Annotated in this window: 20 protein-coding genes, 1 other RNA gene and 1 pseudogene; 16 read left to right on the top strand and 6 right to left on the bottom strand. The window is 60.2% G+C overall.

Annotated elements, in window-relative coordinates:
• The first annotated feature begins 395 nt into the window (after positions 1-395).
• Positions 396-830 carry a MarR family winged helix-turn-helix transcriptional regulator gene (locus L904_RS00235; protein ID WP_035259662.1) on the top strand — a complete coding sequence of 145 codons (435 nt, stop codon included), beginning with the start codon at positions 396-398 and terminating at the stop codon, positions 828-830.
• 166 nt (positions 831-996) lie between these two features.
• Positions 997-2388 carry a dipeptidase gene (locus tag L904_RS00230; protein WP_059762458.1) on the top strand — a complete coding sequence of 464 codons (1392 nt, stop codon included), beginning with the start codon at positions 997-999 and terminating at the stop codon, positions 2386-2388.
• A 404-nt stretch (positions 2389-2792) separates the two neighbouring features.
• On the opposite strand, the gene L904_RS00225 is transcribed toward L904_RS00230, so the two are convergent.
• Complete coding sequence (locus L904_RS00225) at positions 2793-3002, bottom strand: cold-shock protein (RefSeq protein WP_003492998.1); 210 nt, start codon at positions 3000-3002, stop codon at positions 2793-2795.
• A 470-nt stretch (positions 3003-3472) separates the two neighbouring features.
• Here L904_RS00225 and L904_RS00220 point away from each other — a divergent pair, with 470 nt between their 5' ends.
• The 3 genes from L904_RS00220 to L904_RS00210 all read left to right on the top strand — a co-directional run bounded on the left by L904_RS00220 (position 3473) and on the right by L904_RS00210 (position 7391).
• On the top strand, positions 3473-3931 hold the full coding sequence (locus L904_RS00220; protein ID WP_020811679.1) for a YbaK/EbsC family protein: 459 nt from the start codon (positions 3473-3475) through the stop codon (positions 3929-3931).
• A 146-nt stretch (positions 3932-4077) separates the two neighbouring features.
• Positions 4078-6372: a transglycosylase domain-containing protein gene (locus L904_RS00215; protein ID WP_020811678.1), complete on the top strand. Its 2295-nt coding sequence runs from the start codon at positions 4078-4080 to the stop codon at positions 6370-6372.
• Positions 6373-6662: 290 nt separating this feature from the next.
• Entirely contained in the window at positions 6663-7391 is a 729-nt protein-coding gene (locus L904_RS00210) for a sugar transferase (protein ID WP_003524319.1), read from the top strand.
• 94 nt (positions 7392-7485) lie between these two features.
• On the opposite strand, the gene L904_RS00205 is transcribed toward L904_RS00210, so the two are convergent.
• Entirely contained in the window at positions 7486-8061 is a 576-nt protein-coding gene (locus L904_RS00205) for a cytochrome c family protein (protein ID WP_035261499.1), read from the bottom strand.
• A 149-nt stretch (positions 8062-8210) separates the two neighbouring features.
• Between L904_RS00205 and L904_RS00200 the strand changes: the two genes are divergently transcribed.
• Positions 8211-8966 carry a 3-deoxy-manno-octulosonate cytidylyltransferase gene (locus L904_RS00200; protein ID WP_035261495.1) on the top strand — a complete coding sequence of 252 codons (756 nt, stop codon included), beginning with the start codon at positions 8211-8213 and terminating at the stop codon, positions 8964-8966.
• Between the two features lie 11 nt (positions 8967-8977).
• A complete protein-coding gene (locus L904_RS00195; protein ID WP_003524315.1) occupies positions 8978-9841 on the top strand; it encodes a prephenate dehydratase in 864 nt (287 codons plus the stop codon).
• A 15-nt stretch (positions 9842-9856) separates the two neighbouring features.
• On the opposite strand, the gene nudC is transcribed toward L904_RS00195, so the two are convergent.
• Together nudC and L904_RS00185 are read right to left on the bottom strand one after the other, a co-directional pair.
• Positions 9857-10819, bottom strand: coding sequence for an NAD(+) diphosphatase (gene nudC / locus L904_RS00190; protein WP_080707264.1), 963 nt, complete (start codon positions 10817-10819; stop codon positions 9857-9859).
• Complete coding sequence (locus tag L904_RS00185; RefSeq protein WP_003524313.1) at positions 10819-11247, bottom strand: HIT domain-containing protein; 429 nt, start codon at positions 11245-11247, stop codon at positions 10819-10821. The genes nudC and L904_RS00185 overlap by 1 nt, the downstream gene beginning before the upstream one ends.
• A 65-nt stretch (positions 11248-11312) precedes the next feature.
• On the opposite strand from L904_RS00185, the gene ffs reads away from it, so the two are divergent.
• The 3 genes from ffs (at position 11313) to L904_RS00170 (ending at position 13710) form a co-directional block, all read left to right on the top strand.
• Positions 11313-11409: signal recognition particle sRNA small type (gene ffs / locus L904_RS00180), an RNA gene on the top strand.
• 78 nt (positions 11410-11487) lie between these two features.
• Positions 11488-13362: a DNA polymerase III subunit gamma/tau gene (locus L904_RS00175; RefSeq protein WP_035261493.1), complete on the top strand. Its 1875-nt coding sequence runs from the start codon at positions 11488-11490 to the stop codon at positions 13360-13362.
• A 24-nt stretch (positions 13363-13386) separates the two neighbouring features.
• Positions 13387-13710 (top strand): YbaB/EbfC family nucleoid-associated protein, encoded by a 324-nt coding sequence (locus L904_RS00170; RefSeq protein WP_003507179.1) that lies wholly within the window; start codon positions 13387-13389, stop codon positions 13708-13710.
• A 56-nt stretch (positions 13711-13766) separates the two neighbouring features.
• Here the strand turns inward: L904_RS00170 and L904_RS00165 are convergent, their stop codons facing one another.
• Positions 13767-14402 carry an MOSC domain-containing protein gene (locus tag L904_RS00165; protein ID WP_035261490.1) on the bottom strand — a complete coding sequence of 212 codons (636 nt, stop codon included), beginning with the start codon at positions 14400-14402 and terminating at the stop codon, positions 13767-13769.
• A 37-nt stretch (positions 14403-14439) separates the two neighbouring features.
• Here L904_RS00165 and recR point away from each other — a divergent pair, with 37 nt between their 5' ends.
• Together recR and L904_RS00155 are read left to right on the top strand one after the other, a co-directional pair.
• Positions 14440-15045 (top strand): recombination mediator RecR, encoded by a 606-nt coding sequence (gene recR, locus L904_RS00160; protein ID WP_003524309.1) that lies wholly within the window; start codon positions 14440-14442, stop codon positions 15043-15045.
• 38 nt (positions 15046-15083) lie between these two features.
• Positions 15084-16349 (top strand): lytic murein transglycosylase, encoded by a 1266-nt coding sequence (locus tag L904_RS00155; RefSeq protein ID WP_059762461.1) that lies wholly within the window; start codon positions 15084-15086, stop codon positions 16347-16349.
• A 21-nt stretch (positions 16350-16370) separates the two neighbouring features.
• Here L904_RS00155 and L904_RS00150 read toward each other — a convergent pair.
• Positions 16371-17998, bottom strand: a pseudogene (locus L904_RS00150) (MFS transporter).
• 287 nt (positions 17999-18285) lie between these two features.
• Here L904_RS00150 and rimP point away from each other — a divergent pair.
• From rimP to infB, 4 genes are all read left to right on the top strand, one after another.
• The gene (gene rimP / locus L904_RS00145) at positions 18286-18882 is read left to right on the top strand and encodes a ribosome maturation factor RimP (RefSeq protein ID WP_003507173.1); all 597 of its coding nucleotides are present in this window, start codon (positions 18286-18288) and stop codon (positions 18880-18882) included.
• A 63-nt stretch (positions 18883-18945) separates the two neighbouring features.
• Entirely contained in the window at positions 18946-20562 is a 1617-nt protein-coding gene (gene nusA, locus L904_RS00140) for a transcription termination factor NusA (RefSeq protein ID WP_035260381.1), read from the top strand.
• Positions 20559-21260, top strand: a complete 702-nt coding sequence (locus L904_RS00135) for an RNA-binding protein (protein WP_035260379.1) — start codon at positions 20559-20561, stop codon at positions 21258-21260. Before nusA ends, L904_RS00135 begins: the two co-directional genes overlap by 4 nt.
• A 102-nt stretch (positions 21261-21362) precedes the next feature.
• The gene (gene infB, locus L904_RS00130; RefSeq protein WP_020812677.1) at positions 21363-24098 is read left to right on the top strand and encodes a translation initiation factor IF-2; all 2736 of its coding nucleotides are present in this window, start codon (positions 21363-21365) and stop codon (positions 24096-24098) included.

Genomic DNA, 24098 nt, shown 5'->3' with positions numbered 1-24098 from the left:
GGCCGTTTTGACGTCTACCGAAACTTCGCACAACGCACCGTAAAGAGCGGGGAATGAAGCAGTAGCACAGGCCTGCAAAATTCACCTGAACGTTACCGATTTGTAATCCGCCCTTCCCTTGAAAAGCCGCATTTGCAGACACATTTCATAAGGGACGGCGCCTGATCACGCCGTAGTCTGATAGCTGGCTCGTCCCCCGCCGCGTCAGACCGGACAAAGGCCTTTCCCCCTCTCCGGGCCTTTGTCCTCCAATATGACCGCCATGGCCGACCCCTCCCGGCCATGGCGGTTTTATTTTATGCGCTGTTTCGGGCTGGCTTAAACATATCATGCGATATATATCGCGCTATCGAATTGCCGGGCTGAGCCGGCCGTGATGCTTTATGGGCGGAAAAATGGGTTTTTCCCGGGACGAATCGGCAATCTATCTCGCTTCGAAAATGGCGCGGGAATTCACCATGGCGCTGCAGAAAAGAGCCGCCGCCCTGGGTTTCTCGCCCGGGCAATTCCCCATCCTCATCGAGCTCTGGCATGAGGACGGCCTGACCCAGCGGCAATTGCTCGATAGAATCGATGTCGAACAGGCGACGCTCGCCAATACGCTCTCGCGCATGGAACGCGACGGGCTGATCGTCCGCAAATCCCATCCAAGCGACCGCCGCGCCCAGATCATCGAACTGACCCAGCGCGGCAGGGATCTGGAAGCCAACGCCATTGCCGCCTCCGAAGCCACCGAAGACGCGCTGCTCAAGGATTTCCGGCGCTTCGAGAGGCAACTGCTGCTGGAATATATGCGCCGGGCGATCGAAAGCGCCAAAAAAGCGAAATAGCATTTACAGCCCGAAACCGCTTCGCACTTTCCCTGAACTGCTCTATCGTTCCGGCGGCCGCACGTTTGCCGATTCACGACGCGCCGGCCCCCTTGTTTCCCGCGATGCGCGATGCCCGGATGTTTCGTCTTATCGCCGGGTCACGACAGACATGACAGGATCAGCGATGACAGACGTTTCCCCCATTCTTTCCACCGCCGACGACAATCTCACCTCCAGCCTTGAGCGACTGTTCGAGCTCGTACGCATTCCGTCGATTTCGACGGACCCCGCCTACAAGGCGGAATGCCGCAAGGCGGCGGAATGGCTGGTCAGAACGCTTTCGGCGCTCGGCTTTACGGCCTCCGTGCGCGATACCGCCGGCCACCCCATGGTCGTGGCGCATCACGATGCGGCCATCAAGGACGCGCCGCATGTGCTTTTCTACGGCCATTATGACGTCCAGCCGGTCGATCCGCTCGAGCTGTGGGAAAACGATCCGTTCGAACCCGCGGTCAAGGATATCGGCGCCGGCCGGCAGGTGATTACCGGACGCGGTACGGCGGACGACAAGGGCCAGCTGATGACCTTCGTGGAAGCCTGCCGGGCGTACAAGGCTGTCAATGGCGGCCTGCCGGTGCGCGTCACCATTCTTTTTGAAGGCGAAGAAGAATCCGGCTCGCCGTCGCTGAAGCCTTTCCTCGAAGCCAATGCGAAAGAACTGAAGGCCGATTATGCGTTGGTCTGCGATACCGGCATGTGGGACAGGGATACGCCCGCAATTGCCGCAGCCCTTCGCGGCCTGGTCGGCGAAGAGGTCGTCATCACCGCGGCCGACCGCGATCTGCATTCCGGTCTGTTCGGTGGGGCGGCGGCAAACCCCATCCACATCCTCACCGATATTCTCGCCGGCCTGCATGACGAGACCGGCCGGGTAACTCTTTCAGGCTTTTATGACGGCGTGGAAGAAACCCCAGCCAACATCAAGGCCTCCTGGGAAACGCTGGGCCGCACGGCCGAAGCCTTCCTCGGCGAAGTCGGCCTTTCGGTTCCCTCGGGCGAAAAGGGCCGCTCCGTGCTGGAGCAGACCTGGGCGCGGCCGACGGCGGAAGTCAACGGCATTATCGGCGGCTATACCGGCGATGGTTTCAAGACCGTGATCGCCGCCAAGGCCTCCGCCAAGGTGTCTTTCCGCCTCGTCGGCGAGCAGGATCCTGCGGCCATTCGTGAAAGCTTCCGGGCCTATGTGCGCTCGAAGATTCCCGCCGATTGCTCCGTGGAGTTCCACGAACATGGCGGTTCACCCGCCATCCAGCTGTCTTACGATTCGCCCGTGCTGACCAAAGCCAAAAATGCGCTTTCGGAGGAGTGGCCGAAACCTGCCGTCGTTATCGGCATGGGAGGCTCGATCCCGATTGTCGGCGATTTCCAGAAGATGCTGGGAATGGATTCGCTGCTTGTTGGCTTCGGACTTACCGATGACCGTATTCATTCGCCGAATGAAAAATACGACCTGCAGTCCTTCCACAAGGGCATTCGCTCCTGGGTCCGCATTCTCGACGCGCTCGCGGCGAAATAATCCTGAAAAAAAGAGGAGGCGCCAAACATTCGGCACCTCCTCGGCACATAAAACAAAAAGGCCGGGCAAGCCCGACCTTTCCATCCGTTTTCCGTCAATGCCAGTACATCCGTGGTCAAAGCGTTTAAACGGTCTGATGCTCCAGAGCGCGTCAAGGATATCGACGCTGCTTTCCGGCTCAGGATCGGCTGCTTTGGTTAATCTTTGGTTAACGCAACAGCAGCGGCACTTTTAAAAAGCGCCATTCCCGGCAGTTCCGGTCCGGAGCACTGTTGAACCCTATATTGGTATGTGACCTGGCTTTTTCAAGGGCAACCGGTCCAGCCCCTTCCTGCAAAAGAAAAAGGCCGGAAAAATCCGGCCTTTCCATTCATGCGGATGACCCTTTCGGGCCAAAGCGCTTATCAGGCAGCAACGAGGTTGCCTGCGGACATCTTGCCCGAGCGACGATCCTGCATCAGCTCATAGGAGAGCTTCTGGCCGTCGTTGAGGGCGGTCAAACCAGCGCGCTCAACAGCGGAGATGTGAACGAATACGTCCTGCGAACCGTCGTCAGGCTGAATGAAGCCGTAGCCCTTGGTTGCGTTGAACCACTTTACTGTACCAGTCGCCATAACGATTTCCTTCCGTTGGCAATTGTATTTGCACTGCGAGCAGTGCGGACTTGGGTCGAATTTGAAGGAAAAGATCGTCGTGAGCGTCTAAAAAGACGCCGAAGCTCTGGTCGTCAAACAAATATCGATGGCGAAGTACCTAGGTTGGAAGGGGCTGAAAGTCAAGTTTCTTTGAACACGACCATCTGGTCAGGGTTCAGCAGGGAGCCAGACAACAGGAACGTCAAAAAGCAAAAACCCGGCGCGGGAGGAGGTGCGCCGGGTTCTTGAAACTGACTGACAATTGGGAGGAGGAGTATTGTCAGTCCAATCGGGCGACGCTGGGAGGAGGAGTGCGTCGCTTCGATGATTTGAAGATACAGGATCGCCGCTTAAAAAACAGACGTTTCATCGCAGCGCAGCATTGCGCATAATGCATAGCTGTTTCGAGGTGACTTGAAGCTTCTCCGCGTAACGCCTAATAAATACGCATGTCTATCGAATCCGTCAGAGCCTTTTTCACCGAAAAGTCGCCCGAGGTTGCCGTGATCGAAACCGAAACGAGTTCGGCGACGGTTGCGCTGGCAGCCGAAGCGCATGGTGTCGACCCCGACCAGATTGCGAAAACCATTTGCCTGAAGGCGGGTGAAACCATTCTTCTCGTCGTCGCCGCCGGCACGAAGCGGCTCGACAACCGCAAATTCCGCGATCATTTCGGCGCAAAGCCGCGCATGCTCGGACCGGAAGAGGTGGTTGCGGTGACCAGCCATCCCATAGGCGGCGTGTGCCCTTTCGGCCTGCCCTCCCCACTTCCGGTGTTTTGCGACGTCTCCCTGAAAAACTATCATGAGGTGGTTCCCGCGGCCGGCGCCACCAATGCGGCGGTGAAGATTTCGCCGGAGGCGATGGCCGAGCTGACGGATGCGGAATGGGTCGACGTCTGCCAATGACGCCGATTTGATCCGGCCAGGACTTAACCCCGCCTTAAATTGCCGCATTTAAACTCTTCATCCTGGATTAAGGATCGCGCAGGCATAGAAGCCTGAAACCCAAACGGGATGCGCGCGGTTTCGCGAATAGGAGCGACTTCGGCTGGATGGCAGGCAAGGGTAAATCACGCGAACGGGTAGAACCCTCCTTCGGGGATTTCCACGAATCCGGTGATGACCTGCGCCTCGACGCCAGCGAACGCATCAGCGGAACCACAAAGCAGCAAGCCGGGAAACCGAAGCCGACATCCGGCCGCACCAAATCCAGGAAAAAAGAAAAGCGCACCCGCGGCTCCGGCCGCGGCGCGACGGGCTTCATTCGCTCTCTCGTCTATTGGTGCATCGTACTCGGCATCTGGGGCGGCATCGGTGTTGCAGGTCTCGTTCTCTATTACGGCGCGCGCATGCCGAGCGCCAGCAGCTGGTCCATTCCCGAACGCCCGCCGAATGTGAAGATCGTTTCGGTGAATGGCAGCGTGCTCGCCAATCGCGGCACCACCGGTGGCGAGGCGCTCGCGCTGGAAGATATGTCGCCCTATATTCCGCAAGCCGTCATGGCCATTGAGGACCGGCGGTTTTATTCGCATTTCGGAGTCGATCCGCTCGGTCTCGGACGTGCCATCGTCACGAATGTGCTGACGGGGCGAACCGTGCAGGGCGGCTCGACGCTGACGCAGCAGCTCGCGAAAAACCTGTTCCTCTCGCCGGATCGCACGCTGGAACGCAAGGTTCAGGAAGTGCTGTTGTCCTTCTGGCTGGAGCATGAGTTCACCAAGGACCAGATTCTCGCGATGTATCTCAATCGCGTCTATTTCGGCTCCAATGCCTATGGTGTCGAGGCAGCCTCGCGGCGCTACTTCAACAAATCCGCGCGCGACGTCAATCTGGGCGAGGCGGCCATGCTGGCCGGGCTTCTTAAAGCGCCCTCGCGCCTTTCGCCGGCGCGCGATCCGCAGGCGGCGGAAGAGCGGGCGCAGGTTGTGCTGCAATCCATGCGCGATGTCGGCTTCATCACCGACGATGAAATCAAGACCGCCATGTCGCAGCCGCCAACCAAGGCGAAACGGTTCTGGTCAGGTGCCGAACATTACGCCGCCGATATGGTGTTGGAGGAAGTGCGCAACCTCGTCGGCGAGGTCAAGCAGGACATCGTCGTCGACACGACCATCGACCCCAATCTTGAGCGTGACGCCGAAAAGGCGCTGACCCACGTGCTGCAGGGTGACGGCAAGAAGCAGGGCGCTTCGCAGGCGGCGCTGGTTTCCATCGATGGCACGGGCGCGATCCGGGCCGTGGTGGGCGGGGCGGATTATGCCGAAAGCCAGTTCAACCGCGCCGCCAAGGCAAAACGGCAACCCGGCTCCGCATTCAAGCCCTTCGTTTACGTCGCCGCACTCGAATCCGGTCTTACTCCCTATACCATCCGCAACGACGCACCGGTGCGCATCGGCAACTGGACCCCGGAAAATTACGAGAAGAAATATCGAGGCGAAGTGACGCTCGCCACCGCGCTCGCCAATTCGCTGAACACCATTGCCGCGCAGCTGGTGATGGAAGTGGGTCCCGATCGTGTGACCCAGGTGGCACATCGCATGGGTATAGAATCCGAGCTGCAGAACAATGCCTCCATCGCGCTCGGCACCTCGGAAGTGTCGCTGATGGAGCTGACGGCCTCCTACGCTCCCTTCATGAATGGCGGCTACAAGGCGACGCCGCATATCGTCAAACGCATCACCGATGCGGATGGCAAGGTGCTTTACGAAAACAAATACGACAATCCGCCGCGCGTCCTGAGCGAAGAGATCGCCGCGACCATGAACAGCATGCTGTCGCGCGTCATCACCGAAGGTACCGGCAAGGCGGCACGGCTGCAGGGCTGGCAGGCGGCAGGAAAATCCGGCACGACGCAATCCTTCCGCGACGCCCTTTTTGTCGGCTACACAAGCAACCTGACCACCGGCGTGTGGTTCGGCAATGACGACGGCACATCGATGAAGAAGGTCACCGGCGGCGGGCTTCCCGCAAAGGCCTGGAAAGATTTCATGACCGCCGCCCATTCGGGGCTTTCGCCCTCGCCGCTCTTCGGGCTTGGCGCAGGCGGCGTGCCGCCGCTTGGGGAAATGCAGCAGCCGGCGCCGGAAAGTGCGCCCCCGTCCATCGGCGATATCATTTCCAATGCCCTCGGCGGCGGAACGGTGGATACGCGCGCCTATCCCGAAGCCCCGGTTGCGCCGAATCCGAATGAGCCCGGTGCACCGATGCCGCCGGCAAATATCCCTTCCCGCGATATCGAACCCGGCTATTCAGCCGGCAACGGGCCTGTACCACCCGCCGATATCGGCGGTCAGGCGCCATCCGGACCGAAGCAGACAACCCTGCTCGATATTCTGATGGGAAACTGACGGCTTAGAGTGGTCGAAAAGCGCTGCTCTCAGGGCCGCTGACGATTTCGACAGCGCTGCACGAAAATTCCCGATTTTGCAGGATTTGGTCCAATGGGACAGGCCGCCTCCGCAGCCACGAGCGGAGAGGATGCCGACCCTGCAACATCCGCGTGCAGTCGCATTAACCGTAGATTGCCATTTGCGGCGGGGCGGTTACATTTCGGATGACTTTTTACGGTAAATGAATTATTAATCGTTCATATAAATTAATTTTCTTCTATCAAAATAACTTTTCAGGGCTTTATATTATGCTGGGTACTAAAGGCTCATCGCATGCCGTTTTTTACGGTGCCTCCTATTCCGCAGCCACCACTTTCGAATCGCCGGAAACGCAACCTTCCTCTTCGGAAAAAACCGTCTCCGCATTCCTGCGCGGCCAGTTCGCGCTCAAAAGAACGATTGACATCGCAGGGGCGTCCATCGCCCTTGTCGCACTCGCGCCGGTGCTGCTCACCGTGGCAGTGATGGTCAAACTCGACAGCAAAGGACCGGTCCTGTTTTCGCAGGTCCGCTGGGGCATGAACGGGCGGAAAATCCGTGTCTATAAATTCCGCTCCATGAGGACCGATCTTTGCGACGCCACCGGCGTGGCGCAGACGGTGAAGAACGACCCCAGAATAACCCGGATCGGCGCGGTTCTTCGCCGCACGAATATCGACGAACTGCCGCAGCTTCTGAATGTGCTGAAAGGCGATATGTCGCTGGTCGGGCCCCGCTGCCATGCCATCGGCATGCTGGCGGCCGGCCGTCTTTATGAGGAGCTGGTGCCGCACTACCATATGCGGCACCGGGTGCGGCCGGGCATTACCGGCCTTGCACAGATGCGGGGGTTGCGCGGCCCGACGGATCGCAGCGACAAGGCGCGCGCCCGAATCGTCTCCGATCTTTATTACGTCGACAATTTTTCGCTCTGGCTGGATATCAAGATCATGGTCGGAACGGTGATTTCCGAGTTGCGCGGCGGCAAGGGGTTCTGATTTTTCAGGCGCCACTGCCTCAGCCGCAATCCGCCGCTGCAGAAATAAAAAGCCCGGCCGATGCCGGGCTTTTTTCATGAAACCATCGTAACGATTAGTTTGTCGACGCGGGAGCCGCAGCGGGATCCGGAAGCGGTGCCGGGTTTGCCGACAGCGTCCGCAGATAAGCGATGAGATCGGCGCGTTCCGCCTCCTTCTTCACTCCCGCAAAGCCCATGGCCGTGCCGGGAACGTGTTTCTTGGGAGCTTCGAGGAAGAAGCTGAGATGATCGTAATCCCAATGCACGGAACCGCCCTTGGAGAAATCCTTCATCCCTGCGGAGTAGCTGAAACCTTCATGGCTGGCGATCGGCCGGTTGACGATATCGAAGAGATTGGGGCCGACCTTGTTTGCACCACCACTCTCTCCGGTATGACAGCTCGTACACTTCTTGAAGACCGTCTCACCCTTGGCGGCATCGGCGCTCGCAAGCAATTGTGCGATCGGCGTCGCCGCGGCAGCGGCTTCTCCGCCGGCTGCTTCGCCGCCACCCTCTGCCGCAGCAATGGCGTAACCTTCCTTTTCGGGCGCAGGCGCATGGAAAATGCCCTCAGACGCAATCGACACCGACATCAGGACGAAAACCGTGCCAAGCAACGCCCCAACGCCCATATTTACATAAGAATTCATCTATATGCGCTCCCTCGCATCCGCTTGATATAACGGGCATCTTGAAATTGCTCGAAAGCTATGGCTTTTGCACAGCCTGCGCAACTTGAATAATGCTCCCCACACCGTGACGTTTTGACACTTTTCGGGCGGGATTTGAAGGGTGTCGGATGAAGAATCGGGATTTCGAGAAAGCTGTCGTCCTCATACCGGCGCGGATGGCATCCACGCGCCTGCCGGGCAAGCCGCTCGCCGACATCGGCGGCAAGCCGATGATCGTGCAGGTGGCGCTGCGCGCACGCGAGGCCGGCGCAGAGCGAATCGTTGTAGCCGTCGATGACGAACAGGTGTTTTCGGCCGTCAAAAATGCCGGTTTCGACGTGATGATGACGCGCGACGACCACCAATCCGGCTCGGACCGCATTTTCGAGGCGCTGCAGAAAGCCGATCCCTATGGCAAGGCGGAATATGTCATCAATGTCCAGGGCGATCTTCCGACCATCGAAGCGGAGACGATCCGCGCTTCGCTGCGTCCGCTGGAAAATGCCGCCGTCGATATTGCGACACTGACGGTCGAAATCACCGACGAGGAAGAAAAAACCAATCCGAACGTGGTGAAAGTGGTGGGCAGCCCGCTTTCCGAGTCGCGATTGCGCGCGCTTTATTTTACCCGCACCACCGCCCCTTATGGCGATGGACCGCTTTATCACCACATCGGGCTTTATACCTATCGCCGCGCAGCACTCGAGACATTCGTGAGCCTGCCGCCCTCGCCGCTGGAAAAACGCGAGCGGCTGGAACAGCTGCGCGCGCTGGAAGCCGGCATGCGCATCGACGCCGAAATCGTCAGTTCCGTGCCGCTCGGCGTCGACACGCCGCACGATCTGGAAAAAGCCCGCAAAATTCTCGTAAGCAGAACCCTCTAACGGACAGTCCCATGACCTTGAGCACAAATCGCATTGCCTTCCAGGGCGAATTCGGCGCGAATTCCGATATGGCCTGCCGCGACATGTTCCCGGATATGGAGCCTTTGCCGTGCCCGACATTCGAGGATGCCTTCAACGCCATTGAAAATGGCGAAGCCGATCTCGGCATGATCCCGATCGAGAACACGCTGGCCGGCCGCGTTGCGGATATTCATCACCTGCTGCCGGAATCGCGCCTACACATCATCGGCGAATATTTCATGCCGATCCGCTTCCAGTTGATGGTGATGCCGGGCGTGAAGAAGGATGAAATCCGCACCGTCCACAGCCACATTCACGCGCTTGGCCAGTGCCGGAAAATCATCCGTTCCAACGGCTGGAAGCCCGTCATCGCCGGCGATACGGCGGGCTCCGCAAGGCTCGTTTCAGAAAAGGGCGACCGCAGCATGGCGGCACTTGCGCCGCGCCTTGCCGCCAATCTCTACGGCCTCGATATTCTCGCTGAAAACGTCGAGGATTCGGAAAACAACGTCACGCGTTTCGTTGTGCTTTCCCGCGATGAAAATTGGGCCAAGCGTCAGTCTAGCGACGAAATCGTCGTCACCACCTTTGTCTTCAACGTCCGCAATATTCCGGCCGCGCTCTACAAAGCCATGGGCGGCTTTGCGACAAACGGCATCAACATGACGAAGCTCGAAAGCTACCAGCTCGGCGGCAAATTCGTAGCAACGCAGTTTTATGCCGATATTGAGGGCCATCCCGATGACGAGCCGGTGCGGCATGCGCTGGACGAGTTGCGCTTCTTCTCCGAAAAAGTCCGCATTCTCGGTGTCTACAAGGGCCATGCGATGCGCGGCAAGCTCAACCAGGGTTGAGCCTGCCGAACGCGATTATTTCGTCCATTCCACCCAATCGCGCATCATCCGATGCGCGATGGCGCCACCGGGAGGCGCGGAAAAGCCCTCACCCGTCGCCGTTTCCAGCATCTTAGCGACTTCCGCCCGTGTGAACCAGCGGCAATCCTCCAGTTCGATCTCATCGCGGGCAATATCGAAAGACAGTGCCTCGGCATAACAGCCGATCATCAGCGTATGCGGCATCGGCCAAGGCTGCGACGCGTGATAACGCACGCGACCGACTTCAACACCGGATTCCTCATGCGTTTCGCGGCGGACGGCCTGCTCGATGGTTTCGCCCGGCTCCACAAAACCGGCAAGGCACGAATACATGCCCGGTGCAAAATGCGCACCACGGCCAAGCAGGCAAAGATCACGCTCGATATCGATCGTCATCATGATGACGACGGGATCGGTGCGGGGAAAAATCGTGTGGTTGCAGGCGGCGCAGATACGCTTGTAGCCGCCGATGCGCAGTTCCATGGTGCCGCCGCACTTACCGCAAAACCGATTGTCGGCGTTCCAGTGGGTAAGGCTGACGGCCTGGGCAACCTCGCTCAGCAATTCCTCATCGAGAAGATGGTCGCGATAAAGGGTGCGGGCGTCGGCGAGTTTATAGTGGCTGGCCAGCTGGTCCTCGGCTACGGCGACCGGCACCGCAATTCTCGGCTCGCCGGTTTCGCGATATCCGAGCAGCACGGCATTGTCGAAATCCGGCTGCAGTTCAGCCAGCTCATAAGCGGAAAACAGGGGGTCGATGACCTGTTCGTCATGCTTCAGGACAAGTCGGTTGCCCGAAAAGGCAAAAATATGGGTGCCATCGACTTTCAGCGCATCGGCAACGCACTCCTCCGTCCGCTTTTCAGCGAAACGGTCGAGGGCGTTCTTGGAAAAGGCTGTCAGCAGGCTTGCTTCGGGATGGGGGGCAGTGGTTTCAAAAATTTTCATGGAAATCATCAGAGCGCGCCGGAGATTTTTTTCATCAAAGTTTCCTTTTCGCCCGCGGCATAGGGCACAGGCGTTCCGTGACCCCAGATGGGACCCGGCCAGCAGGTGTCGCCTTCATTGCGAGCGATTATATGGACATGAAGCTGCCGGACGATATTGCCCAAAGCACCGACATTAATCTTGGTGGCTCCGGTGATTTCTTTCAAGGCAGACGCGACGAGATTGGTCTCGAATGTCAGCACGGCCTGATCAAGCGGGGTGAGATCGAACAATTCACTGACGCCGTCTCGTTGCGGCACCAGCACCAGCCAGGGCCAGCGGTTGTCGTTTTGCAAACGCAGTTCACATAGTCCCAAACGCGTCACAAGCACGCTGTCGCGCGCCAGTCTGTCGTCCAGCCGGAATGTCTCCAAGGTGTCCTCCATGTTTGTTTTCATTGTGATAGCAGTTTTTTGAAGGCTTGGCTTGCATTTGCTTTCGATATTGCCGATATGTGGCCCCGGGAGGTTGGTGGTGGACGAGCCACTCGCCAACCGGGTCAGGTCCGGAAGGAAGCAGCCCTAACGAGCCCGGCACGGGTCGCCGTGCCAGCCTCCCACCTTTTTAAAAGACGTGCTCAGCTTTCGCCGGGCCAGTTCAGCGCCCCAAGACAACTGGCAAAACAAACTGGCGAGGCAATGAGCGACACCGTACCCACCACATCAAGCGAATCCCAGGTCGGGACCGGCTACCGGGTACTGGCGCGCAAATATCGCCCCAAGGATTTTTCCGATCTGATGGTCGGCCAGGAGCCGATGGTCCGCACGCTGACCAACGCGTTCGAGACCGGGCGTATCGCGCAGGCTTATATGCTGACCGGCGTTCGCGGCGTGGGCAAGACGACCACGGCCCGCATTCTTGCCCGTGCGCTGAATTACAAGACCGACACCATCGACAAGCCGACCATCGACCTGCGCATTCCGGGTGAACATTGCCAGGCGATCATGGAAGGCCGGCATGTCGACGTGATCGAGATGGACGCCGCCTCCCATACCGGTATCGACGATATTCGCGAGATCATCGAACAGGTGCGTTACCGCCCGGTTTCGGCACGCTATAAAGTCTATATCATCGACGAAGTGCACATGCTGTCGACGCAGGCCTTCAACGGTCTTCTTAAGACCCTTGAAGAGCCGCCGGAACATGTGAAATTCATCTTCGCAACTACTGAAATTCGCAAGGTTCCAATTACCGTTCTGTCGCGCTGCCAGCGCTTTGACCTGCGCCGCATCAGCGCCGCCGATCTGGTCGGCCTGTTCACCGCCATTGCCGGCAAGGAAGGTTTCGAAGCCGATCCGCAGGCCCTTTCGATGATCGCCCGCGCGGCCGAAGGGTCCGCCCGTGACGGCCTTTCCCTGCTCGATCAGGCGATTGCTCATGGTGGAGGCCGCGTTGAAGCCGAGGCCGTGCGCGGCATGCTCGGCCTTGCCGACCGTGCACGTATCGTCGATCTTTTCCAGTATGTCGTCAAAGGCGATGTCGCAGCCGCCCTTTCGGAGTTCAACGGGCAATATGAGGCAGGCGCAAACCCTGTCGTCGTGTTGAACGATCTTGCCGATTTCACCCATCTCGTCACCCGCATGAAATACGTGCCTGACGCGGCGGAAGACCCCTCGCTTTCCGAGATCGAGCGCGGGCGCGGCGCGGAATTTGCCGAGACGATTGCGGTAACCGCGCTGTCGCGCATCTGGCAGATGCTGCTGAAGGGCATTCCGGAAACGGAAAACGCTTCGCGTCCGGCGGGTGCGGCCGAAATGGTGCTGATCCGGCTTTCGCATGCCGCCAATCTGCCCGCACCTGAAGATGCCGCGCGGCGCTTGGCGGAGCTTTCGAACGGTGACGGCGGCTACGCCAATGGTGGCCCTTCGGGCGGCGGCAATGGCGGCGGTGCCCGCGCCTATTCGTCAGGACAGACCGTGGCTGCGGGAAGACCTGTCGATCTTCCCGCCCAGCGCCAGACGACACCGCAGGCCTCCGCCGTGCTGCGCGCGGTTCCGGACAGCCGCCCGCAGGAGATGCAGGTCGCGGCACCGAAAACCGAAGAGCGGCCGGAGCCGAGAGTTCCCGTCAATTCGGTGCAGGATATTGCCGATCTTTGCCAGAAGAACCGCGATCCCGTCATGCGGGCCAAGGTGCGCAACTTTGTGCGGATGGTGCGGCTGGAGCCAGGCCGGCTTGATATGCGCCTCGGCGAAGGCGCGCCCGGCTCTCTGCCGGGTGAGCTTGGCGTCAAGCTCAAGGAATGGACCGGTATCCACTGGATCGTCAGCCTCAGCAAGGAACAGGGCGAGCCAACCCTTGTCGAAGCAGAAGGCAATGCCCGGGATGCCCGTCTTGTCGATGCGCGTCAGGATCCTGACGTTGCCGCCATTCTGGCGCAGTTTCCCGGCGCAAAGATCACCGACGTACGCATCCGCGCCGCCGCACAGGATGAGGCCGAAGAGATCGCACCGCCATCGGTTGCCGAATCGAGCGAAGGCGACATCCTTCCCGGCGACGACATCGAGTTTTAAACAAAAAGAACAGGAGATTGGCACATGCGTGACATCATGGGCATGATGGGCAAGGTCAAGGAAATGCAGTCCAAGATGGAGAAGGTGCAGGAAGAAATCGCCGCCCTTGAAGTCGAAGGCAGGGCCGGTGGCGGCCTCGTGACCGTCATTCTCAACGGCAAGGGCGAAATGCGCGGCCTGAAAATCGATCCTTCGCTGTTCAAGGAAGACGAGGTGGAAATCCTCGAAGACCTGATCGTTGCTGCCCACAAGGACGCCAAGGAAAAGGGCGAAGCGCAGGCGCAGGAAAAGATGGCGGGCCTGACCGCCGGCCTGCCGCTGCCGCCCGGCATGAAATTCCCGTTCTGATATAATCCGACCGAAGAGGATGGCGTGATGCACGCCGTCCTCGCGTCTAGAAAGGGTTAGGCTTCCAGCATCGCGCGAAACCGGCTTGCAAGCGGCGTTTCGAGATAGGCCCTGCGTTCGGCCATGTCGAGCTGCATGGGGCGGAAGCGCTGTAGAATAGTCGGTATGGCCAGTTTCGTTCCCTGATAAGGTGCGAAGGCGATATCCTCCCCGGCGGCGAGCATTCCGCCTTTCAGCACCCGGCAATAAAAACCCGGCTGGCCCGCCTGCCGGAAGCGCGGTGCGAAATCGGGATCGCCGATGCGGGCTGACAGGGTGGCGCAGGGAATGCGGGCGGCGGTTACCTCCAGCAGGACTTCGCTGGCCGAGAACCTGTCGCCGACATGGAGTTTTGCGCTGTCCACCCCCTCCAGCACGAGGTTTTCGCCGAAAAATCCCGGTTCGACCACAAAACCGAGAGAGCGGGACCAGAAGTCGAGATCGATGGACCCCATGACGTAAATCGCCTGATCCGGCCCGCCATGATGTTTGCGATTGCAGACGGCGTCGCTGACGATACCTTCGGCATCCACCATGACCGGGCCCTGCACGGCATGTTTGAAGATTCCCGTCTTCGCCGTCTTTCCCGGCAGGCTTTTTGCCTCGCCCCGGCATACCGCCCTGATTTTCATGGACTGCCCTTTGCGCTTCATGATTCCCGTTTCCCGATTTATGCAGTAGAAAGCGCTCATGGCAAAACGAGTCACCGGTCCCGAAATTGAAAAACTGATCCAGCTTCTGGCAAAAGTGCCGGGGCTTGGGCCCCGTTCGGCGCGGCGGGCGGCGTTGCATCTCATCAAGAAGAAGGAACAGCTTCTCGGGCCGCTGGGCCATGCCATGGGCGAGGCCTACGACAAGGTGAAGATCTGCTCCTGCTGCGGCAATGTCGATACAATCGATCCCTGCACCGTCTGCACCGACGACCGGCGCGACCAGTCGGTCATCATCGTGGTGGAAGACGTGTCGGATCTTTGGGCGCTGGAGCGGACGGGCGCGATGAACACCGCCTATCACGTTCTCGGCGGCACGCTGTCGCCGCTCGACGGCGTCGGGCCGGAGGATTTGAATATCAAAGGCCTGATCGACCGTGTCAGCGCCGGCGGTATCCGCGAGCTTATCATCGCCGTCAATGCGACGGTGGAGGGGCAGGCAACCGCCCACTACATCACCGACCGCCTTTCCGGTCTGGACATCAAGATCACCCGGCTTGCGCATGGCGTGCCGGTGGGCGGTGAACTCGATTATCTCGACGAGGGTACATTGACGGCGGCGCTTCGGGCGCGCACGACGATCTGAAGCCGCCCTCCCTCCCCGTCATTCAAAGAGGAGACCGAATGCGAAACCATTTTGCCCCGAAGGCACTGGCTGCACTTCTTTCCGTTTTTTCAGCCACGCCGGCCTTGGCGCAATCGGCACCGACAGGAGCAGCGGCAGCCCGATATGACGCTGAATTTAATGCCTGGCTGAAAAAGGAAATCTGGCCGGAAGCCCGCAAGGCCGGCATTTCGCAAAAGACGCTTGAAGCTACGCTCAGCGGTCTGTCCATCAGCTGGAACCTGCCCGATCTTGTCATTCCCGGCCAGAAGCCACCGAAGGAACAGAGCCAGAGTCAGGCGGAATTCTCCTCGCCCGGTGCCTATTTCTCCGAAAAGCGGCTGCAGGGGCTTGCCGGCACCGGTCGTTCACTTGCCGCCACCCATGCGGCGACGCTGCGCAGAATCGAGGCGAAATACGGTGTGCCCGGTGATATCGTCGTTGCGATATGGGGCCGCGAATCCGGTTTCGGCAGGGCGAAACTGCCGCATTCCGTGGTCAATGTGCTGGCGACGAAAGCCTATATGTCGACCCGCAAGGAGATGTTCCGCGCCGAGCTGATCGATGCGCTGAAGATCGTCGAAAGCGGTGATATCGCAGCCTCGCGCATGATGGGCTCCTGGGCCGGCGCGCTCGGCCAGCCGCAATTCATGCCGTCGAGCTATCTCAAATATGCCGTGGATTTCGATGGCGACGGCCATCGCGATATCTGGAATTCCGTACCGGACGCGCTGGCATCCATAGCGAACTACCTTTCCCAGCGCGGCTGGCAGCGCAATCGCGACTGGGGCTTCGAAGTCTCGATCCCCGCCAATGTCTCCTGCGCGCAGGAAGGCCCTGATCTTGCCCGGCCGGTAGCCGACTGGGCGAAGATGGGCATTACCCGCATTTCCGGAAAAGCCTTTCCGGCCAACGACCTATCCGCCGATGGCATGATGCTGGTGCCGGCCGGACGGCACGGGCCGGAATTCGTGGTAACGCCAAATTTCTACGTCATCAAGGAATATAACAATTCCGATCTCTATGCGCTGTTCATCGGCAATCTCGCCGACCGCATCGCCCATGGGGCGGGCCCGTTCAAGGGTGAATGGGGCAATGTCGGATCGATGCTGCGCTCGGATGTTCTCGCCATGCAGAAGGCACTGGTGGCCAAGGGTTACGATGTCGGCAAGGCGGACGGGTTGGCGGGCTTCAAGACGCGCCGCTCACTCGGCGACTGGCAGGCGAAAAACGGTCTTGCGCCTACATGTTTTCCGGATGCGACGCTGAAGGCGAAGCTGAGATAATCCGCTTTTAGCCCTCGCCTCTCAATGCTGATCGGTGTGGGGCTTATGAAAAATATCGTCGGTCGGCGGAATGGTCTGCCGCTCGATCATCCGGTGCACGCGCGGCCGTGTCTTGCCGCGGTGAAGCTCGAGCAGCCGATCCCAGGCCTCCGCATCCGCCTGGGTGCGGCGGTGGTTGTGGCGGACATATTCCACCCAGGTCGGCACATGGTAACTTTCGGTCCAGATGTCGGGGTTTTCCAGATCGCGCATCAGGTTCCAGTTGCGGGCACCATCCCGGATGCGGATACGGCGGCGCTCGGCCATCAGCGGCAGGAATTCGCCGAGGTCCTCGTCGTGAATTTCATAGTCGATGAGGATGGCGATGGGGCCGCTGCGCGGCTTGATATCCAGCCTCAGCGGCGGTTCCACGAAGCGGTTGAGCGGATCGAGATTGAGCGAAGCGAAGGCCGGCATGGCGAGCTTGAGACCGACGACGACGCCGAGCAGCATCAGTGCGCACGAACAGAGCAGCGAATAGGAAATACCGTAATCTTCCGCCAGCTCGCCCCACAGCCAACTGCCGACCGCAATGCCGCCGAAGGTGAGCGTCTGGTAGAGCGAGAGCGCTCGGCCTACCACCCAGCGCGGGGTTGAGAGCTGGACGATGGTGTTGAAGAGCGACAGCGCCAGAACCCAGCAGGCGCCGGCAACGGTCAGAACCAGCGAGGTGACGATCGCACTGGTGCTGACCGCCGTTACGCCAGCGCTGAAGGCGAAGCCCAGAAATGCGACGCGCACGATCCATTCGCTGGACAGGACCTCGCGCAATCTGGCGCTGTCAGCGCACCGCCAATGGCGCCGACGCCGAAGGCGCCCAGCATGACGCCATAGGTCAGAGGGCCGCCTTCGACGAGATCGCGGGCGACGATGGGCATCAAGGCAAGGATGGCGCTGGCGGAAAGGCCGAAAAGGAAGCCGCGCACCAGCACCTTGCCGATGTTGGGCGACATCGCCACATAACGCATGCCGGCCGAAATGGCGGCCAGAAGCTGCTCGCGCGGCAGGGTCGAGGCGTATTTGGGCGGCTGCCAGCGAAACAGGGCGTAGATCAGCGTGAAGTAGCTCAGCGCATTCACGAAAAACGCGGCAGCGGCGCCGGCAGCCGCGACGATGATGCCGCCGATCGCCGGGCCGACACTGCGGGTGATGTTGAAGCCAACGCTGTTCAGCGTCACGGCGGCCGGCAAATCCTCGCGCGGCACCATTTCGCCGACGGAGGCCTGCCAGGACGGGTTGTTGAGCGCCGTGCCGCAGCCGATCATGAAGGTGAAGAAGAGCAGAAGCCACGGCGTGAGCCAGCCGGACCAGGCGAACACCGTCAGCAGCACGGAGGCCGTCAGCATCAAAAGCTGCGCCGAAATCATGATGCGGCGGCGGTCGAAACTATCGGCCAGCGCGCCTGAAATCAGCGAGAACAGCATGATCGGCAAAGAGGTGGAGGCCTGCACCAGCGCGATCATGTTTTCCGAACTTGAGAGCGACGTCATCATCCACGCGGCGCCCACCGCCTGGATCAGTCCGCCGAAATTCGAGGCAAGGCTGGCGATCCAGATTCGTCTGTAAGTCAAATGCCTTAAAGGCGCGAGTGGCGATTTACGGTCAGGCACGCTCTGTCCACTTGATGCAACTGCGATTTGTCAAACGGCAACTATAGACAGTGCCGGCAATCATGCCAGCCTTTCCGACATGGTAAGGGTGAAAATGTGGCCGGAGCCGTCACTGTAACGCAGACGCCCGCGAAAACCTTGCAATCCTGCCCCGATGGGTCTATATGACCCCTGAAATTCTTGATCGCTTGATGAAGAGTGGGGCCGCAAGGCTCCGCTCTTTTTCGTTAGGCGAACCGGAAACCACGGGCTGAGAGCCCGGTGAAAATCAAAGACCGGAAGGCCAGATGGCAGACACCGCACAAGAACCGCGACTGATAACCGAAACGGGCATCGACCAGCGTATCGCCGAGATTATCGAGCCTGTTTTGACGGGCATGGGCTATCTTCTGGTGCGCGTGCGGCTCTCCAACCAGAACGGCATGACGCTGCAGGTGATGGCCGAGCGTGAAGACGGCACCATGACCGTTCAGGACTGCGAAGCCATTTCGATGGCGATTTCACCGGTTCTTGATGTGGAAGATCCGGTCGATAAAGCGTATCATCTCGAAGTTTCCTCGCCCGGCATCGACCGGCCGATGGTTCGCAAATCGGATTTCACCCGCTGGCAGGGTCATCTGGTGAAGGTCGAAACCTCCATTCTGGTCGAAAACCGCAAGCGGTTTCGCGGCAAGATCGTCGAGGTTAATGCCGATGGCTTCAAGCTGGAACGCGACCAGATCGCCTATGGCGAAGAGCCGACCGTCATCATTCCGTTCAGCGCGCTTTCCGATGCGAAGCTCATTCTGACGGACGACCTTATTCGTGATGCGCTGCGGGCAGACAAGGCGGCAAAGGCCGCCGCCGCAAACCAGAACGACGAAAACGAAGCAGACGAAGACTAATTCCAACGTAAAGCCCGAAAAACGGGCGATCAACGCAATTATGCGACTTACGGAGATAGAAAAATGGCAGTGAGTGCTAACCGGCTTGAGCTTCTGCAGATCGCCGATGCTGTGGCGCGCGAAAAGGTCATCGACCGCGAAATCGTGCTTGCCGCAATGGCCGACGCTATCCAGAAAGCCGCCCGCTCGCGCTATGGTTCGGAAACCAACATCCGCGCCGACATCAACTCCAAGACCGGCGAAATCCGCCTGCAGCGTCTTCTGGAAGTGGTCGAGGCGGCTGAGGACTATTCGACCCAGATCCCGCTCGAACTTGCCCGCGACCGCAACCCCGACGCCAAGCTCGGCGACTTCATCGCCGACCCGCTGCCGCCGATGGATTTCGGCCGCATCGCCGCCCAGTCCGCCAAGCAGGTGATCGTACAGAAGGTGCGCGAAGCCGAACGCGACCGCCAGTATGACGAATTCAAGGATCGCATCGGCGAAATCGTCAACGGCACCGTCAAGCGCGTCGAATATGGCAATGTCATCGTCGATCTCGGCCGTGGCGAAGGCATCATCCGTCGTGACGAGATGATCCCGCGTGAAAACATGCGTTACGGTGACCGCGTGCGCGCTTACGTCTACGACGTTCGCCGCGAGCAGCGCGGCCCGCAGATTTTCCTGTCGCGTACCCATCCGCAGTTCATGGTGAAGCTCTTCACCATGGAAGTTCCGGAAATTTACGACGGCATCATCCAGATCAAGTCGGTTGCCCGTGACCCGGGTTCGCGCGCCAAGATCGCCGTTATTTCGAATGACTCATCGATCGATCCGGTCGGCGCCTGCGTCGGTATGCGCGGTTCGCGCGTTCAGGCCGTCGTCGGCGAATTGCAGGGCGAAAAGATCGACATCATTCCGTGGAGCCAGGAGCCGGCATCCTTCATCGTCAACGCCCTGCAGCCCGCCGAAGTGGCCAAGGTGGTTCTGGACGAAGAATCCGAGCGCATCGAAGTGGTTGTTCCCGACGAGCAGCTTTCGCTCGCCATCGGCCGCCGCGGCCAGAACGTGCGTCTGGCATCGCAGCTGACCGGCTGGGATATCGACATCATGACCGAGCAGGAAGAATCCGAGCGCCGCCAGAAGGAATTCAACGAGCGTACGGCACTCTTCATGGACGCCCTCGACGTCGACGAGATGGTCGGCCAGGTTCTGGCTTCCGAAGGCTTCGCGCAGGTCGAAGAACTTGCCTATGTCGATCTCGACGAAATTTCGTCGATTGACGGTTTCGACGAAGACACCGCCGATGAAATCCAGACCCGCGCCCGCGAATATCTGGAGCGCCTGGAAGCCGAAATGGACGCCAAGCGCAAGGAACTCGGTGTTACCGACGAGCTTCGCCAGATCGACGGCCTGACCTCGCAGATGATGGTTGCGCTGGGTGAAGACGGTATCAAGACCATCGAGGACTTTGCCGGTTGCGCGGCGGACGATCTGGTCGGCTGGAGCGAGCGCAAGGACGGCGAGACGAAGAAGTTCGAAGGCATCTTCTCCAAGCTCGACGTATCGCGCGTCGAGGCTGAAAACATGGTTGTGCAGGCCCGTCTTCTGGCAGGCTGGATCACGGCCGAGGAGCTGGCTTCCGAAGAGGAAACCGATGCGGAAGCTGCCGAGGAGGCGGATACCGCCGAACAGGAATGACATCGCAGGCGCATGAGCCGGACGAGCTGCCCGAGACGGATGACGACGGGCGGCTCCAAGGCGACGTCAATGGACGTATGTGCATTGTGACACGGCAAAGCGGATCGCCGGATGAGCTGATCCGCTTCGTCGCAGGGCCGGACGGCAGCGTCGTTCCGGATCTGAAACGCCAATTGCCGGGGCGCGGCTGCTGGGTAACACCCGAGCGCGCCCTGATCGAGAAAGCCATTGCGAAGAAGCTTTTCGCGCGGGCACTCAAACGCGACGTCAAGGCCGGACCGGAGCTTCTTGCTCTTCTCGACCGGCTGATGGCGCAGCAGCTTGCCGGAATGATGAACATGGCGCGCAAGGCGGGCCAGTTCATCAGCGGCGCGATGAAGGTCGATGCCGCCGTCCGGTCCGGGAACGCGATTGCCGTGTTCCACGCGACCGATGCTGCGGCCGACGGCGTGAGAAAACTGGACCAGGCCCGCAAGGCCTGGGCGCTCGGCAGCGATGCCGGCAACGAAATTCCGTCCTTCCGGCTCTTCAGCGGCGCCGAAATGGACGAGTTGATGGGCCAGAATGCTTTTATCCATGCCTGCGCGCTTGCAGGGCAGGCGGGTGAGGGTGTAGTGAAGCGCGCAACGATGCTTGAGCAGTACCGTCTTGGCGGTCGATCTCAGGCGGAACGCGACGCTGCCCGGACAGAACAATGACGCGGTTGCCCGACATGAACGGTCGCCGCGTTCCGATGCAGCAATTGAACGACGAGACCTGATGAACGTCATCCGGTTCTCGTCCGAAGGAACGGGAACGGAATGACCGACAACAACGACGACAAGACACTTAACGCGCCTGCCAAGAAGACTCTCACCCTCAAGCCGGGCGGGATGAATCAGGGCACCGTGCGGCAGGATATGGGTCGAGGTCGCACGAACGCGGTTGTCGTGGAAACACGCAAGCGCCGCCCCATGCGTCCTGAAGACGAGAAGCAGGTTCATTCGGTTGCAGCACCCGCTCCGAAGCCGGCCGCCCCTGCCCCCGCGGCAGCACCGCGTCCGCAGGCGCCGCAGCAGCGCATCCACCAGCCCAGCGGCCAGCAGCAGCGTCCGGGTTCCTCCCAGCCGCAGCAGCGTCCCGGCTCGTCCGCACCGCAGCAGCGCCAGCCTGAGCGTCCGCGCGGCAACGTCCTGCACGACCTGTCGGCAGGCGAGATGGAAGCCCGCCGCCGCGCACTGATGGAAGCACAGGCTCGCGACGTGATCGAAGCCAAGCAGCGTGCTGAAGACGAAGCGCGCCGCAAGGTGGAAGAAGAGCGCCGCATCGCCGCCGAAAAGGAAGAAGCCGCACGCCGTGCCGTCGAAGAGGCCGCAGCCGCCAAGGTAGCAGCAAGCCAGCCCGCCGTGGAAGCAAAGCCGGAACCGGTCGATGAAAAGCCGGCCGCCGCCCAGCCGGCGCCGCGCGCCGAGGCCCGTCCTCAGCCCGCCGCTGCCGCCCCTGCCCGCGCAACTCCCGAAACCGCCGCTCCGCGCGGACGCCGTACCGATGGCGACGACGAGGATGATCGCGGTGCACGCCGTGGCAACCTGCCGGTCCGTGGCAAGGTCGCCGCACCTGCACCGGCAAAGCCGGCTGCCCGCCTGAAGACGGAAGAAGAACGCCGTCGCGGCAAGCTGACCGTTACCTCGTCCAACCTCGATGAAGACGGCACGCCGCGCGGACGCTCCATGGCATCCATGCGCCGCCGCCAGGAAAAATTCCGCCGCAGCCAGATGCAGGAGACCCGTGAAAAGGTCATGCGCGAAGTGATCCTGCCGGAAACCATCACCATTCAGGAACTGTCGCAGCGCATGTCCGAACGCGCAGTCGATGTCATCAAGTTCCTGATGAAGGAAGGCCAGATGATGAAGCCGGGCGACGTGATCGACGCCGATCTGGCGGAACTGATCGCCGTCGAATTCGGCCACACCGTCAAGCGCGTTTCCGAATCCGACGTGGAAGAAGGCATCTTCAACCAGGCAGACGACGAAGGCGAAATGCTGCCGCGTCCGCCGGTTGTCACGATCATGGGCCACGTCGACCACGGCAAGACCTCGCTGCTCGACGCCATTCGTCAGGCGAATGTGGTCGCAGGCGAAGCCGGTGGCATCACCCAGCATATCGGTGCCTATCAGGTCGAAAAGAACGGCCAGAAGATCACCTTCATCGACACCCCCGGCCACGCCGCCTTTACGGCCATGCGTGCCCGCGGTGCGCAGGCGACGGATATCGCCGTTCTGGTGGTCGCCGCAGACGACAGCGTGATGCCGCAGACGATCGAGTCCATCAACCATGCCAAGGCAGCCGGTGTTCCGATCGTCGTTGCGATCAACAAGATCGACAAGCACGAGGCAAACCCGGAAAAGGTTCGCCAGCAGCTCCTGCAGCACGAAGTGTTCGTGGAATCCATGGGCGGTGAAGTGCTTGACGTGGAAGTTTCCGCCAAGAAACAGTTCGGTCTCGACAAACTGCTTGAAGCGATCCTGCTGCAGGCTGAAATTCTCGATCTCAAGGCAGATCCGAACCGTACCGCAGAAGGTACCGTCATCGAAGCGGAACTCGACCGCGGCCGTGGTGCCGTCGCTACAGTTCTCGTGCAGAAGGGTACGCTGAAGCCTGGTCAGATCATCGTGGCCGGCGACCAGTGGGGCCGCGTTCGCGCCCTCGTCAACGACAAGGGTGAACACGTCAAGGAAGCCGGTCCGGCCATGCCTGTCGAGGTTCTCGGTCTTTCCGGTACGCCGTCTGCCGGTGACCGTTTCGCGGTTGTCGAAAACGAAAGCCGTGCTCGCGAGATTTCCGAGTACCGCCAGCGTCTGGCACGCGACAAGGCTGTCGCACGTCAGACGGGCCAGCGCGGTTCGCTGGAACAGATGATGAGCCAGTTGCAGACTTCGGGAATGAAGGAATTTCCGCTGGTCATCAAGGCAGACGTGCAGGGTTCGGTCGAAGCCATTATCGCTTCGCTCGACAAGCTCGGCACCGACGAAGTCCGCGCTCGTATCGTTCACTCGGGCGCTGGCGCCATCACGGAATCGGATATCTCGCTTGCCGAGGCCTCCAACGCCGCGATCATCGGCTTCAACGTTCGCGCCAACGCACAGGCACGTACGGCTTCCGAACGCGCCGGCATCGAAATCCGCTACTACAACATCATCTACGATCTGGTGGATGACGTGAAGGCAGCGATGTCGGGCCTGCTTTCGCCGGAACGTCGCGAGACCTTCCTCGGCAACGCGGAAATCCTCGAAGTGTTCAACATCACCAAGGTCGGCAAGGTCGCGGGTTGCCGCGTCGTCGAAGGCAAGGTGGAACGTGGTGCGGGTGTGCGTCTGGTACGCGACAACGTCGTCATCCACGAAGGCAAGCTCAAGACCCTCAAGCGCTTCAAGGACGAAGTGGCAGAAGTGCCGGTCGGTCAGGAATGCGGTATGGCCTTCGAAAACTACGAAGACATCCGCGCCGGCGACACCATCGAGTGCTTCCGCGTCGAGCACATCACGAGAACGCTCTAA

Source organism: Agrobacterium sp. LY4, from assembly GCF_001526585.1.
Taxonomy (GTDB): Bacteria; Pseudomonadota; Alphaproteobacteria; order Rhizobiales; family Rhizobiaceae; genus Agrobacterium; species Agrobacterium leguminum.
This window is presented reverse-complemented; position numbering and strand designations above follow the sequence as displayed.